This is a genomic window from Fructobacillus sp. ESL1129, assembly GCF_058507945.1.
The window spans coordinates 266365-278617 of record NZ_CP196668.1 but is presented as its reverse complement, the minus strand read 5'-3'; the positions used below and the strand labels follow the sequence as shown (position 1 = coordinate 278617).

General features: G+C 43.2%; 14 protein-coding genes and 1 pseudogene. 5 read left to right on the top strand and 10 right to left on the bottom strand.

Annotation, left to right across the window (positions count from 1 at the left end):
• Positions 1 to 46: 46 nt before the first annotated feature.
• On the bottom strand, positions 47 to 1018 hold the full coding sequence (locus ACSYSL_RS01415) for a S66 family peptidase (RefSeq protein WP_491708807.1): 972 nt from the start codon (positions 1016 to 1018) through the stop codon (positions 47 to 49).
• Between the two features lie 79 nt (positions 1019 to 1097).
• Between ACSYSL_RS01415 and ACSYSL_RS01410 the strand changes: the two genes are divergently transcribed.
• Positions 1098 to 3668: an AAA family ATPase gene (locus tag ACSYSL_RS01410; RefSeq protein WP_491708806.1), complete on the top strand. Its 2571-nt coding sequence runs from the start codon at positions 1098 to 1100 to the stop codon at positions 3666 to 3668.
• A 50-nt stretch (positions 3669 to 3718) separates the two neighbouring features.
• Complete coding sequence (locus tag ACSYSL_RS01405; protein WP_187753335.1) at positions 3719 to 4459, top strand: DUF1003 domain-containing protein; 741 nt, start codon at positions 3719 to 3721, stop codon at positions 4457 to 4459.
• A gap of 25 nt (positions 4460 to 4484) precedes the next feature.
• Here ACSYSL_RS01405 and ACSYSL_RS01400 read toward each other — a convergent pair whose 3' ends face one another.
• From ACSYSL_RS01400 to ACSYSL_RS01380, 5 genes and pseudogenes are all read right to left on the bottom strand, one after another.
• A complete protein-coding gene (locus tag ACSYSL_RS01400; RefSeq protein ID WP_491708805.1) occupies positions 4485 to 4688 on the bottom strand; it encodes a hypothetical protein in 204 nt (67 codons plus the stop codon).
• A gap of 57 nt (positions 4689 to 4745) precedes the next feature.
• Positions 4746 to 5600 (bottom strand): alpha/beta hydrolase, encoded by an 855-nt coding sequence (locus ACSYSL_RS01395; protein ID WP_491708804.1) that lies wholly within the window; start codon positions 5598 to 5600, stop codon positions 4746 to 4748.
• The gene (locus ACSYSL_RS01390; RefSeq protein ID WP_338344578.1) at positions 5600 to 5974 is read right to left on the bottom strand and encodes a DUF2255 family protein; all 375 of its coding nucleotides are present in this window, start codon (positions 5972 to 5974) and stop codon (positions 5600 to 5602) included. The genes ACSYSL_RS01395 and ACSYSL_RS01390 overlap by 1 nt, the downstream gene beginning before the upstream one ends.
• 12 nt (positions 5975 to 5986) lie before the next feature.
• Positions 5987 to 6859 (bottom strand): aldo/keto reductase, encoded by an 873-nt coding sequence (locus tag ACSYSL_RS01385; protein WP_491708803.1) that lies wholly within the window; start codon positions 6857 to 6859, stop codon positions 5987 to 5989.
• Between the two features lie 37 nt (positions 6860 to 6896).
• Positions 6897 to 7649 (bottom strand): annotated as a pseudogene (locus tag ACSYSL_RS01380) (SDR family oxidoreductase).
• Positions 7650 to 7741: 92 nt separating this feature from the next.
• Between ACSYSL_RS01380 and ACSYSL_RS01375 the strand changes: the two are divergent.
• A complete protein-coding gene (locus ACSYSL_RS01375) occupies positions 7742 to 8179 on the top strand; it encodes a MerR family transcriptional regulator (protein WP_491708802.1) in 438 nt (145 codons plus the stop codon).
• Positions 8180 to 8237: 58 nt separating this feature from the next.
• On the opposite strand, the gene ACSYSL_RS01370 is transcribed toward ACSYSL_RS01375, so the two are convergent.
• A complete protein-coding gene (locus ACSYSL_RS01370; protein ID WP_491708801.1) occupies positions 8238 to 8894 on the bottom strand; it encodes a TetR/AcrR family transcriptional regulator in 657 nt (218 codons plus the stop codon).
• A gap of 135 nt (positions 8895 to 9029) precedes the next feature.
• Here ACSYSL_RS01370 and ACSYSL_RS01365 point away from each other — a divergent pair, with 135 nt between their 5' ends.
• Positions 9030 to 9869: an SDR family NAD(P)-dependent oxidoreductase gene (locus tag ACSYSL_RS01365; RefSeq protein WP_491708800.1), complete on the top strand. Its 840-nt coding sequence runs from the start codon at positions 9030 to 9032 to the stop codon at positions 9867 to 9869.
• Positions 9870 to 9910: 41 nt separating this feature from the next.
• Here ACSYSL_RS01365 and ACSYSL_RS01360 read toward each other — a convergent pair whose 3' ends face one another.
• From ACSYSL_RS01360 to ACSYSL_RS01350, 3 genes are all read right to left on the bottom strand, one after another.
• Positions 9911 to 10942, bottom strand: a complete 1032-nt coding sequence (locus ACSYSL_RS01360; protein WP_491708799.1) for a zinc-binding dehydrogenase — start codon at positions 10940 to 10942, stop codon at positions 9911 to 9913.
• A gap of 69 nt (positions 10943 to 11011) precedes the next feature.
• Positions 11012 to 11416, bottom strand: a complete 405-nt coding sequence (locus ACSYSL_RS01355; protein ID WP_491708798.1) for a cupin domain-containing protein — start codon at positions 11414 to 11416, stop codon at positions 11012 to 11014.
• A gap of 2 nt (positions 11417 to 11418) precedes the next feature.
• The gene (locus tag ACSYSL_RS01350) at positions 11419 to 11736 is read right to left on the bottom strand and encodes a carboxymuconolactone decarboxylase family protein (protein ID WP_491708797.1); all 318 of its coding nucleotides are present in this window, start codon (positions 11734 to 11736) and stop codon (positions 11419 to 11421) included.
• 162 nt (positions 11737 to 11898) lie between these two features.
• On the opposite strand from ACSYSL_RS01350, the gene ACSYSL_RS01345 reads away from it, so the two are divergent.
• Entirely contained in the window at positions 11899 to 12234 is a 336-nt protein-coding gene (locus ACSYSL_RS01345) for a hypothetical protein (protein ID WP_491708796.1), read from the top strand.
• Positions 12235 to 12253: the final 19 nt, after the last annotated feature.

The window sequence follows — 12253 nt, the reverse complement described above, 5'->3', positions numbered from 1 at the left end:
AAGTTCATTATAAGGCATTTAAGTCAGGATGATAAGAAGCACGACCTTACAAAACAGTAAGTTTGCTGTTGCCGTCTTTGCTGGCCTTGACGTAGAAGTCAGTACCCAGAGGTAGGGTAAAAATCGGCTGTGTGTGTCCAAAATCCACGTCGTAAAGAACGGGGATGGTTTGCAAAACGGGATATTTGTCGAGGATTAATTGCAGATTCTCCTCAGACATTTGATTTATCACTGGAAAACGTCCAATGACCAAAGCAGCAAGATCGGGATGAAGTTGCAAAATCTGTGCTAGTTGACTCGAAAACTCAAGCGGACTGCCCCCTTTTGCTTGTTCAACAAAAACAACGGGATTAGCTACTTCAGGAAAATAAGTGGTCCCAGCCTGCAAATTGTAAGTTTGAATATTGCCACCTGTTGAAGTGCCCCTAGCCGAACCCTCATTGTAGGCTTTCCACTCCCCTGCTTTCAGCTGTCGTGCAACGGAAGAATCGAACCACGCATCGGATGACCAGGAAGCACTCGGCTTTAATTCAAAAGAATGGTGGCTGACTGCTTCAAGAAAAGACTGACTTTGATACTCCTGCAACTCGTCCATTTTAAAGGAGGAATAGGCCGGACCATAGAAAGTCGCCAGGCCAGTTTTTGCTCGGATGGCATTATGCAAACTCGTCGTATCTGAATAACCACAAAAGACCTTAGGATGTTTTGCAAGCAAATCATAGTCAATGTATGGCAATAACTCGTTCGAGTTGTTACCTCCAATGGTCGTCATGACGGCCTTCACCTGCTCGTCAAGAAAAGCATCGTGCAAGTCTGCAACACGGGAGGCAATGCTGCTTGAGTAAAAGACATCGTTTTCCAAAATATGCTGTCCAAAGCTGACCCGAAAGCCCAGTGCTGCCAAACGTTTCTTTGCCCGTAAATTTTCATTAAATCCACCAACACGGGCGATGGATGAACTGGGCGAAATAATCCGGATTTCATCCCCTTTGTTCAATAAAGTCGGTCGCTTAATCATCTACACACTCCCAATCAAAAGTTACTTAATTGTACTATACTTGAACTATCCGAAAAGAAAAGGCTAATTAGGAGGCAACATGACCAAACATCCATCCATCCCCAGTCAAATTGAAGTTCGTGGCGGCCGAGTACATAATTTAAAAAACATCAACGTGGACATTCCACTCAATCAGTTTGTGGCCATTTCGGGACGCTCGGGTTCTGGTAAATCCTCCCTGGCCATGGGCATCCTCTTTTCAGAAGGGTCCAGGCGCTACTTGGAATCCTTATCCACCTATACCCAAAATCGAATGGGCAAGGATGTAGCGGCAGAAGTCGATTCGGTTCAATACATACCGGCAGCCATTGCCTTAAAGCAACGACCGGCAACGCCGGGGGAACGATCGACTTTGGGCTCCATTAGCGAACTAGCCAATATCACTAGGCTAATCTTTTCACGCTTAGGTTCGCCAGTTTGTCCAAACGGCCACCGAATGGCCCCTTCCCTTGCCATTGCTCAAGCCATGAACGACGCCGAAAAACCGGGTGAACACCATAACCAAGGGCAACTCACCTGTCCCGTTTGTGGCGTCCATTTTACGGCCTTTTCAGCGGAAGACTTTTCCTTTAATAGCACGGGTGCCTGTCCCACCTGTCACGGTACCGGACAGGTTCGTGAACTAGATGAACAGAAGTTGATTAAGGATGAGAATCTATCCATCAAGGACGGAGCCGTCGCTTCTTGGCACCTGCCTGGTCGTAATTTCATGCCCTCAATTGCCCAGACTTTGGGTGTTCATATCGATGTCCCCTACAAGGATTTATCGGACAAAGAAAAGCAGATTGTCTTACACGGGGAAAAGAAACTCTACCCGGTTGACTTTCATACCTCAACTGGTCGCGTCTACCACTCGGACGGTTCCCTCTATGAAAACGCCTATGATGCGGTCACGGATTCACTCGCCAACGTCAAAAGTCAGGCAACGCTCAAGAAACTGAACAAATTCTACCATTTCTCCATCTGCCCAACTTGTCATGGTTCACGGTTAAATCCGGCTTTGTTAAAACAGACGGTCGACGGGCAAAGCATCGTGCAGGTGTCCAATTTACCACTAGGAAAATTAGAAGGCTGGGCAACACAGACCCTTTCTTCCCTACCTAAAAACATGACAAAATTGGCCAAGACGCTCTTTCAAAACTTAACGGGAACGTTGCGCCCAATCCTTGAACTCGGTCTGGACTATTTAACCATGTCACGACCCGGTGCATCACTTTCAACCGGAGAGTTACAACGGTTACAACTGGCTAAAACAATCCGAGCCCAGACTACCGGTGTTCTTTATGTCCTGGACGAACCATCCATTGGACTACACCCGGATAACATTCAGGGCCTTATCAAAGTCTTTCGACAACTGATTGCACAAGGCAACTCGCTCGTCGTAGTCGACCACGAGGTAGACCTCATTGCAGCAGCCGACTGGATTATCGAAATCGGTCCAGGTTCTGGTGAGGCTGGCGGTCACGTCATTGATGCCGGAACACCAGGTGAGTTAGCCAAGAAGCCAGCATCACTCATTGCGCCCTTCCTGACTGGGAAAGCCGACATCCTCCATCAAAAAGTCAATGCACAGGGTCAGGGCTGGACAACGCTCACGGTTGATCATTTTCATAATCTCAACAACGTTTCGGTAAAAATTCCAGAACACGAAATTTCGACAATCACGGGCTTTTCAGGAGCCGGTAAAACGTCCCTGATTTTGGATAACCTCATACCGGCCATTCAAGCCAAAAAAGCTGGGGGCGAGTTACCAAAAACGGTAAGTGAACTGACAACGTCAATTAGGAACACGGTCGCCATTGATGCCAAACCAATCGGTCGGAATGCCCGCTCGACTTTGGCGACCTATACCAACATTATGGATGGTCTTCGGGAACTTTTTGCAGCTCAACCAGCGGCGAAACAAGCCGGCCTCACACAAAGCGACTTTTCTTACAATAACAAGTCCGGAGCCTGTCCAACCTGCCAAGGGTTAGGCGTAATTACGGAGGACGTGCAGTTTCTACCAGACATCGTTGAGACCTGTCCAACTTGTGACGGGGGTCGTTACAACGAGAAAATCCAGACCATTTTCTGGCAGGAACATTCAATCGTCGACATCTTGAATTTGTCAGTTAAAGAGGCCCTTCCCCTGTTTCAGGGTGAAGAAAAGATTGAACAAGAGCTAAAACTACTTGATGAGATTGGGCTTCACTACCTCCATCTTGGACAGGCAACGCCTTCTCTTTCTGGTGGTGAAGCACAACGTCTGAAGCTTGTTTCCCATCTACACAAAAGTCAAAAGAACAGTCTCTTTGTCTTTGATGAACCAACGATTGGCTTGCACCCCTTAGATGTTCAGACACTGCTCGGTGTCTTGAACCGACTTAAAGAAAAGGGCGCAACTATCGTCATTATCACTCATGATCTTGATATGATGACCAATGCTGATTGGTTAATCGACCTCGGTCCTCGCGGTGGTGACCAGGGGGGACGTGTCATGGCGATGGGCCAACCAAAAGAATTAGCTGAGCAATCCGACAGTTTAACAACACAGTATTTACACGAACATTTCGAAAAATTTCACCTTTTTAGTGAAAGTTCTTCAAAGTTAGATAACGAACGTTTATAATGAGAGTATTCGTTTTAAATACTTCATAAATATAAACTAAAGGAGCTAGCATGGCAGAAGAACAGGACAGCCTCTTTCAATGCTTAATTGACCACGCGGAATACGACTTTGCGGGTGGTGCTTTCTTACACGAATTAGATCCGGAAACTAAGAAATTAATTATCGCCGATCATCCGAAAGCTTCTGATCAGAGCTTTATCTGTTCTGAACACTTGGTAAAATATCGTCTTCAAAAACTTGATAAGATGATTCAAGAGGATAAGAAAAAGAACAAGCAAATTCACCAAAAGATGCACCGTGTTCTCGACAACGATAACTACAAGATTATCGATGTTGGTAAGAAGCTCGAAAACACCTATACCCTTGGACAAAAGATTGCGGACGGTGTTGCCCACTTTGGTGGTTCGTGGCCATTCGTGATTTCCTTTGTCGCTATCATGCTTGGTTGGATCATCATCAACGTGACGCACGTCTTCGGCGCAAACTTCGATCCCTTCCCCTTCATCCTATTGAACTTGTTCCTGTCAATGGTCGCTGCCATTCAGGCGCCCTTAATCATGATGGCGCAAAATCGTGCTTCTGACTATGATCGGATGGAATCAAAAAACGATTACCACGTGAACTTGAAGTCTGAAGAAGAAATTCGCCTTCTACACGCCAAAGTCGACCACCTCATCCAACAAGATCAACCAAACAGCATGCAAATTCAAAAGATGCAAATGGAGATGCTAGCTTCCATCAATGAACAACTTGCATTGCTGACAAAGGAAGAAGATGCAAGTGACAAATAAGAAAAATAAGCAAACAAAAAGGCGCTCAGTTTGAGCGTCTTTTTTTTGTGTTAATAAGAATTTGGGCTGATTGCTGCACCTGATTAATTGGACGAATCGTAATATCGTTCAACGCAGCATCGACTGGCATATCCAATACATTGGTGACCACCAATGCAATGCGTTCGGCTGAAATCGCATATTCTTCGTAGTTTTTTTCGGCATTTTCACGAATCTTTGAATCAGTCATGTGTGAGGGCAAATTAAAAAAGGCCAAACAATAAATGTTTGTCCCTTATTAAATGAATTACGATAGTTTATCCGTCAAAAACTTGACTAATAACTCATCTACCTCTTGATTTTCGTGAAGCTTCGAATGCTGAGCATTCTTGCCTGAAATTAACCGTTCCTGGTAAGTGCTTGGTGTTTGCACAAAATACTTCAACGACTTGGAAGAATTGTTTGGCACCGTCGAATCGGACTGTGTCAATCCTGTACTGTTCCCGTAGATGTTTAGCACCTTCGTTGAGTTATTCTGATAGTACTTTTCCAATCCAGCTAAGGCCTTGAAGGAGTCGGTTTCCTGACTAGGCTGTCCCTGTTCATTCAATGACGAGAAAGCCGCCTCTTGACGGTTCAAACCGTTAAAGTGACCAGCAATGTCAATTTCGCGCTTAACCGCTGGCAGCTGGCTACTCTGCTGCGCATGATTCTTCAGATAATAGACAATGGCCATGTTTCCCATCGAATGACCAATCAAGTTGACGGATTTGATACCTTGCTTGTGCAGTTGTGTCATGATGGTCGTCACCCATTGATTCGTCTTGGCAAAGTCAACATTGCTATTATCATTAAACTGAACGAGGTAAATTGGGTTCTTGTCACCCGCCTTGGCCTGGCCTGAAAAGTCGACTTTTCCGTTCTTTGAAACCGTGACATTAATCTTACGGTTGGAGACTTTTTCCTTAACCAAATAATTGCTCATTGACTTTTCAGCATTGCGTGACGAACCATACCCGTGGAAGAACACTGTTGCTTCCGTTGGCTTGGGCTCATTGCTTTTCGTTTGGTTCTGTTGCCGTTGATAAAGAAAGGCCGCGGCAGCAACCACCACAATTAGGATTGGAATCAAGATGAGTAGAACTTTTTTGTATTTTTTCATTATTTATCTTTCAGTTGAATTTCAACGGTCGCCTGCCGTGATTGCTCAGCGATCATCGGGGCAACGTATGGGGATGGTGCGTACTTTACCTGGTAAGCATCATCAATTTTGCTTAGCAAGGACGCATCATCAATTGGCTGGAAAGACACGTCAAAGTCCTGACCAGCTGCTTGAATAATTCCTGTTTTGTTTGCTATCGCGCTTTGATACCACGATGACTTCTTGCCGTTATAGGCACGAACAAACAAGCGATTGTCAACAACAACCTCCCAAATCCAGGTTGGGGTTCCTGCAATCCCGTTTGCACGGAATGGTGCGATGTGCAAGTCGTCGGCTTGGTTAATGCGGTTCAGTGTTTCGGTTGTCCAGATCATAAATTCTCCTTATTATTTTAACGTTGTAACGACCGGATTTTCGAGATAGTGATAAACACGCTCAACTTCAGCCGGGTCGTTAACATCTAACATTGATGGTTTCTTCAAATCCAATTGATTGATTCTCGTCATTTCGTCTTGTGTTAGCTCAAAGTCAAAAACAGAAAAATTCTCTTGAATTCGGTTTTCATGTGTTGATTTTGGTATAACGATAATCCCTTGCTGAATATTCCAGCGAAGAATCACTTGTGCGACTGATTTTTCATGTGCCTGAGCAATTTCAGTCAAAACCGGATCGGTAAACATCCCATTCATCCCTTCAGCAAAGGGTGCCCAAGCTTCTGGTTGAATCTTATTTTCTGCCATAAACTTGAGTAACTCGGGCCGTTGAAAGTGAGGATGGTGTTCAATTTGATTAACATGTGGTAGTATTTCGACATTTTTAACTAGATCAATTAATTTTGCCTCATCAAAATTGCTGACACCAATAGCGCGGATTTTACCAGCCTTATATAAATCAATAATTGCTTGGTAAGAGCCATAATAATCACCGAATGGCATATGAATGAGGTAGAGATCAATATAATCAAGCTTTAACTTGTCAAGTGATTGATAAAAGGCCTGAACTGTCTGTCGATAACCCATTTCATTTACAAATGCCTTTGTTGTAATGAATAGTTGTTTTCGGTCGACGCCAGATTCTTGAATCGCACGGCCAACCGCTTCTTCATTTCCATATGACGAAGCAGTATCAATTAATCGATAACCATTTTTAATCGCCAGCTCAACTACCTGTTGTGTCTCATCTAAATCACTGATTTGAAAAACGCCAAATCCAACTAGGGGCATTTTAACGCCGTTCCTTAATGTCTGAAAATTATTCACTTTAATCCCCTTTCATTTTTATCCAAAAGAAATTATTTTAAATCTCTTGCTTTCGTGGACGAATAATCATCTCGTTAACATCGACATGTTCTGGCTGGTCAACCATGTAGGCAACAGCGTTGGCAATGTCTTCTGCTCGTAGTGAATAATCCGCATCATTACCGAATGACTCAGATAAATTTCATTCAATGGCTTCGTTACCAATTGAATGAATTAGTTCTGTATTCGTTGCACCTGGTGAAATAATGGCCGAACGAATCCCGTTCTGGTTTTCTTCTTGCCGCAATGTTTCCATAATGGCACGCACGCCAAACTTTGATGCGGAGTAGGCGGCACCAGCGGGCATGACGACATGTCCAACAACGGATGAAGTCGAAATAACCAGGCCACTCTGCTGCTTTTGCATTTGTGGTAGCACAGCTTTGATACCGTTTAGTACACCAATCAAATTCGTGTCAAAGATACGCTTCCAAACCGAGATATCATAATTTGGATCTGACAATTGTCCAAGCGGCATCACACCCGCGTTGTTAAAGAGAACATCGACACGACCAAAGTCAGCAATTGCCCGGTCAATCACCGCCCGCACTTCCTGGGGCTGTGAAACATCCGCTGCTAAGTACTTCAGATTTTCTGGGTAAGCCACTTCCTTCGCAATTTCTTCTAAGCGCTCTTTTCGACGACCGGAAATAAAGACTTTTGCTCCTTCTTTATTTAACTTCAAAGCAGTTGCACGCCCCATTCCGGAAGTTGCGCCCATAATAATCACGACTTTGTTTTTAATTGCCATCTAAAAACCTCATTTCTTTTCATTCTCAATTTATTCTGTTAACATATTTTATGTTAAACCCTAAAGTTGACTTTAGGTAAAGGAGCAATTTGATGAAAATGACAATTGGTGAAGTATCCAAAAAATCTGGTTTGTCCATCTCGACCATTCGCTACTATGATAAAGAGGGATTATTTCCTGATTTACAACGAACATCAGGCATTCGTCAATTTACCGACATGGAAATGAACGCCCTCGAGGTTATTGAATGCCTGAAAAAGTCCGGCCTCTCCATTCCCGAAATTCGACAATTTATGGATTGGACAACTGAAGGTTCGAAGACTTTTGCTAAGCGCAAAACCCTCTTTGAAGAACAAAAAATTGAGGTCGAACAGCAAATGGCTGAACTCAAACGTGTTTCGAACTTACTGAACTATAAATGTTGGTATTACGATGAAGCAATGAAACGCGGTTCCGAAGAAGAAGTCCAAGCCATCCCTTTCGATGAATTACCAAAGAAAATTCAAGAAAACTTTCCATTTGAACATTAATTGCTTACTTAGATTGATTTTTTAGGCTTCTAAAAAGATTTTTTTGAATAAGGTTATATTACAAATCTCTTAACTTGCTAAGTAGAGGGTCAATAATTTCTTTATTTAAAGACGAAAAAGTATAGGGATGAATGAACATTTCCCCCTGATTCATGTAATACAATTTTGTCAAAAACTGTTTAGCCGTTAAATCTAAATCAACTAACTTATTACCAGAAATAATGCTTGAAAGTAATAGAAAATCTCGATAATTACTAATCCTGGGATCAAATGAATCTTTAATTATTTTCAACTCAATCCCTGATTGAATAAAATGATTCTGCTGCTTTTCTCTTTCTAATAAAAAGCCATTGATTCGGTTCATCAAATTTGGATACTGCCTTTTTAAAAAATCCCTAAAGTGCTCCGGTAAATAAATTGCAAGCGCTACCTCTTGATAAAAACTATAGTTATAAAATTTTTGAAAGTCCTCTAATGATTCCGGTCTACCTTGCCAGCTATTCTCCTCAAAATAATCAAGTAGATTATTGACAAAGGTTTTAAAAATCTCCTCTTTACTTGAAAACACTTTGTATAAAGTAGACTTACTAATATTTAATGAGTTGGTGATTTTATCGATATTAATTTTATCAATTTCTTCAGCTTCATGAATTAATGGTGCAACAGCTTTCAAGACTGAATGCTTAATCGCTTTTGAATCAACCGTCTTCCCCATATCATGCTCCCTTCTTTTAAACACTATTAGTATAACAAAATTAAAAATACTAAAAAAACATTTTTAGTGTTTTTAGGTTGACTATTGGTAAAAAAAAAACTATACTCGCCACAGATAAAAAAGGAGATATTATTCATGACTAACAAAACATGGTTGATTACAGGGACGTCCAGAGGCTTTGGTAAGGAACTCGCTTTACTTGTTGCCAAAAACCCTAATTTGAATTTAGCTGCAACCGCTCGAAATCTCAATGATTTGTCTTACTTAGACGAATTCAATCAAGAAAAAATCTTAAAATTAAAAGTTGATATGGCTAACCAAGACGACATTAAAAAAGCTGTTTCCAAGACGTTCGATAAGTTTGGACGAATCGATGTACTTGAAAACAATGCAGGATTTGGCTACTTCTCGACTTTTGAAGAGGCAGAAGAGAAGATTGTGCGCAATATGTTTGAAGTTAACGTTTGGGGCCTGATCGAAATGACTCAGGCTGTTTTACCCATTATGCGTAAGCAACAATCAGGCGTCATTTCGTCCATTTCATCAATGGCAGGAATTGTAGGTATTCCTGGACTATCGTTCTACAACGGAACCAAGTTTGCGGTTGAAGGAATCATGGCGTCCCTTTCAAAGGAATTGGTTGAAGACAATATCAAAGTCATGACTGTTGAACCAAGTTCATTTAGAACTGATTGGAGTGGTTCTTCTTCTCAATCAGTAGCAACAAAATTCCCTGATAACTACAAGGCTGCTAACCAAACGATCACAGCTGGAAAATCAGCCACTGGTTCTGAACCCGGTGATCCAAAGAAGGCAGCAGCGATTATTTTTGATCAAATCGAAAACAACTTCGACAAACTCCCTACCCAGTTACCACTTGGAAAAGCTGCGGGACAATATATTCCCGCAACATTGAAACAAGAAACGGCTAATTTTGAAAAGCTAGCAGATTTAGCAGCTAGTGCTGATTTCTAAATAAAAAAAGGCGCCCTATCGCGCCTTTTTTTATTTCGTAATTAGAAGACCAGCAAGGACTTAATCGCCTCGCGCTTGTCCATTGCTTCATAGGCCTTTTGAATATCTTTCAGATCAAATTGCTTAGTGAAGACTTTACCGGGGTTAATCTTGTCATCCAAAACCGCCTGTAAGAGCGATGCTCGGTCATAGGTCGTTACGGCTGCAATGCCACCACGGAGACCAATGTTCTTCCAGAATAGGTTATTTGTGTTCATCATTGGGTCTTGTGGAATACCCACGCGACCAACAACGGCACCTGGGCGACCCAACTGAACGGCTGTGGCAACCGCCTGTTCAGAACCGACACACTCCAAAACGGCGTCGGCTCCGGTACCAGTCAATTCCATGACGTGGTCAATGGCCGCTTGGTCACGTTCTTCCACGATATCCGTTGCGCCAAATTCCTTACCCAATGCTTGACGATCAGCGTGGCGGGACATCAAGATGATTCGCTTGGCACCACGCAACTTAGCTGAAATCACACCAGCTAAACCAACGGCCCCGTCACCCATAACAACCGCTGTGTCACCCTCCTTCACTTCGGCAGTGGCTGCGGCGTGGTAACCAGTGGCCATAATGTCTGACAAAGTCATGAAGGACTTCAATTGGTCGTCCGTATAATCTTCCGGTTGTCCAGGAATCTTAACCAAGGCCCAGTCAGCATTCTTAAAGCCGATGTACTCGGCTTGATAACCGGTCGAACCACCCTTATTTGGATCCAGGCAGTCGCCATCAAAGCCGGCCAAGCAGGCTTGACACTTTCCACATCCGTGGGTAAACGGCGCAATGACAAAGTCACCAGGCTTGACGTTCGTTACTTCCGAACCAACTTCTTCGACGATTCCAATCGCTTCGTGACCAACTTGTGAGCCGGATTCGCGCTTTGAAATCCCACGGTAAAACCACAAATCGGAACCACAAACGGATGCTCGAACCGTCTTGATCACGGCATCCTTTGGGCCTTGAACCTTTGGCTTTTCAACTTCTTGCATCTCAACCTGTCCAGGTTTAACAAAAACAGCTGCTTTCATGAATACTGCCTCCTTCTTTTCTTATATCCATTATGGACGTTTCATTGTCTCTTGTAAAATAACAGAAAATTACAACTTCGAATATTCTTCGTCACTTACTGGCTCCAACCATTCAGGCGTCCCGGTCGTGATGGCAATGTGTTCGAACCAGGAGTCGGCCTTGGCACCGTGCCAGTGCTTGACACCGTCTTTTGTCACGATGACATCGCCCTGCTTTAAGGATTGGGCTGCTTTTCCCTCTTCCTGATACCAACCTTCACCATCGGTCACGAGTAAAATCTGGTAGCCATCGTGGTGGATGTGCCAGTTATTTCGGGCACCCGGTTCAAAGGTCACCGTGCCAACCGAAACTTTTTCGTCCGGACTTGTAGCAAGTGCCTTTAAAAAAGTATCTCCCTCAAAGAACTTACCATAAGGGTTGGCAATGCCTTTGCCAAAGATGCCACCTTTTTCCAATTCGTTAAATTTTGTCATGATTATTCACCATAGACTTTCTTCAAAAGATTAAAACTTGACCAACCCTTTGGCCAACCAGTGTAGAAGGCCAGTTGTGTAATCAAAGCCGCCATTTCTTTTTCCCTCACGCCGTTGTCCTTGGCGCGGGCCATATGGTGTTCCAACTGTTCGAAGGCACCCATTGCCATTAGCGCTGAGACCGTTGCAATACTACGAGTCTTATGGCTCAACGTGTCATCCGCCCAAACCTCGCCAAACAAAACATCGTCGTTATACCGGGCAAAGTCAGGGGCGATCTCACCCAAGCGATCGCGTCCAGCCGTTACTTTTTCACTCATCATCTGCCTCCTAATTTAAATTCATTCTTGTTCAACTAAAACAACACAATTTTAAACCCTCAAGTGTACTCGAGGTCAAGGATAAAAAGGAGATTTTTGTTTCATTCTTCTCTTTCATGATTTCTGCTAAACTAAACGTATTCATAAAAAGTTTTCTTACAGATGAACATAGTTAGCAAACAAACCAGTCATTTCCACTTAATTAAACGACACTTTGCAGAAAAATCCGATCGAATTATCCTCTATTCGGCCGTCAACACGATTCCCAACACCTTCTTTTCCTGCCTTAAAATTGGCGTTGGCCTCTTTTACTTTTCTTTCTGGTTTCTCGCTTTTGGTGCCTATTACCTGGTACTCTTGGCCATTCGCTTGTATTTTTTACGGGTCTACCATAAATTGCAAACATCGACGGAATCATTGCAGGAACGAGTTCAAGAAGAGAAGCACTACCTCGTTGACGGGGGGCTTTGTCATTGCCATTCGTTCCCGTCAATTTAAAAGCCAAATAAAAAACGAA

Bases quoted from the DNA above. Each gene is read 5' to 3' on its own strand.
- ACSYSL_RS01415 (WP_491708807.1), bottom strand. From the start codon at position 1,018: ATGATTAAGCGACCGACTTTATTGAACAAAGGGGATGAAATCCGGATT.
- ACSYSL_RS01410 (WP_491708806.1), top strand. From the start codon at position 1,098: ATGACCAAACATCCATCCATCCCCAGTCAAATTGAAGTTCGTGGCGGC.
- ACSYSL_RS01405 (WP_187753335.1), top strand. From the start codon at position 3,719: ATGGCAGAAGAACAGGACAGCCTCTTTCAATGCTTAATTGACCACGCG.
- ACSYSL_RS01400 (WP_491708805.1), bottom strand. From the start codon at position 4,688: ATGACTGATTCAAAGATTCGTGAAAATGCCGAAAAAAACTACGAAGAA.
- ACSYSL_RS01395 (WP_491708804.1), bottom strand. From the start codon at position 5,600: ATGAAAAAATACAAAAAAGTTCTACTCATCTTGATTCCAATCCTAATT.
- ACSYSL_RS01390 (WP_338344578.1), bottom strand. From the start codon at position 5,974: ATGATCTGGACAACCGAAACACTGAACCGCATTAACCAAGCCGACGAC.
- ACSYSL_RS01375 (WP_491708802.1), top strand. From the start codon at position 7,742: ATGAAAATGACAATTGGTGAAGTATCCAAAAAATCTGGTTTGTCCATC.
- ACSYSL_RS01370 (WP_491708801.1), bottom strand. From the start codon at position 8,894: ATGGGGAAGACGGTTGATTCAAAAGCGATTAAGCATTCAGTCTTGAAA.
- ACSYSL_RS01365 (WP_491708800.1), top strand. From the start codon at position 9,030: ATGACTAACAAAACATGGTTGATTACAGGGACGTCCAGAGGCTTTGGT.
- ACSYSL_RS01360 (WP_491708799.1), bottom strand. From the start codon at position 10,942: ATGAAAGCAGCTGTTTTTGTTAAACCTGGACAGGTTGAGATGCAAGAA.
- ACSYSL_RS01355 (WP_491708798.1), bottom strand. From the start codon at position 11,416: ATGACAAAATTTAACGAATTGGAAAAAGGTGGCATCTTTGGCAAAGGC.
- ACSYSL_RS01350 (WP_491708797.1), bottom strand. From the start codon at position 11,736: ATGAGTGAAAAAGTAACGGCTGGACGCGATCGCTTGGGTGAGATCGCC.
- ACSYSL_RS01345 (WP_491708796.1), top strand. From the start codon at position 11,899: ATGAACATAGTTAGCAAACAAACCAGTCATTTCCACTTAATTAAACGA.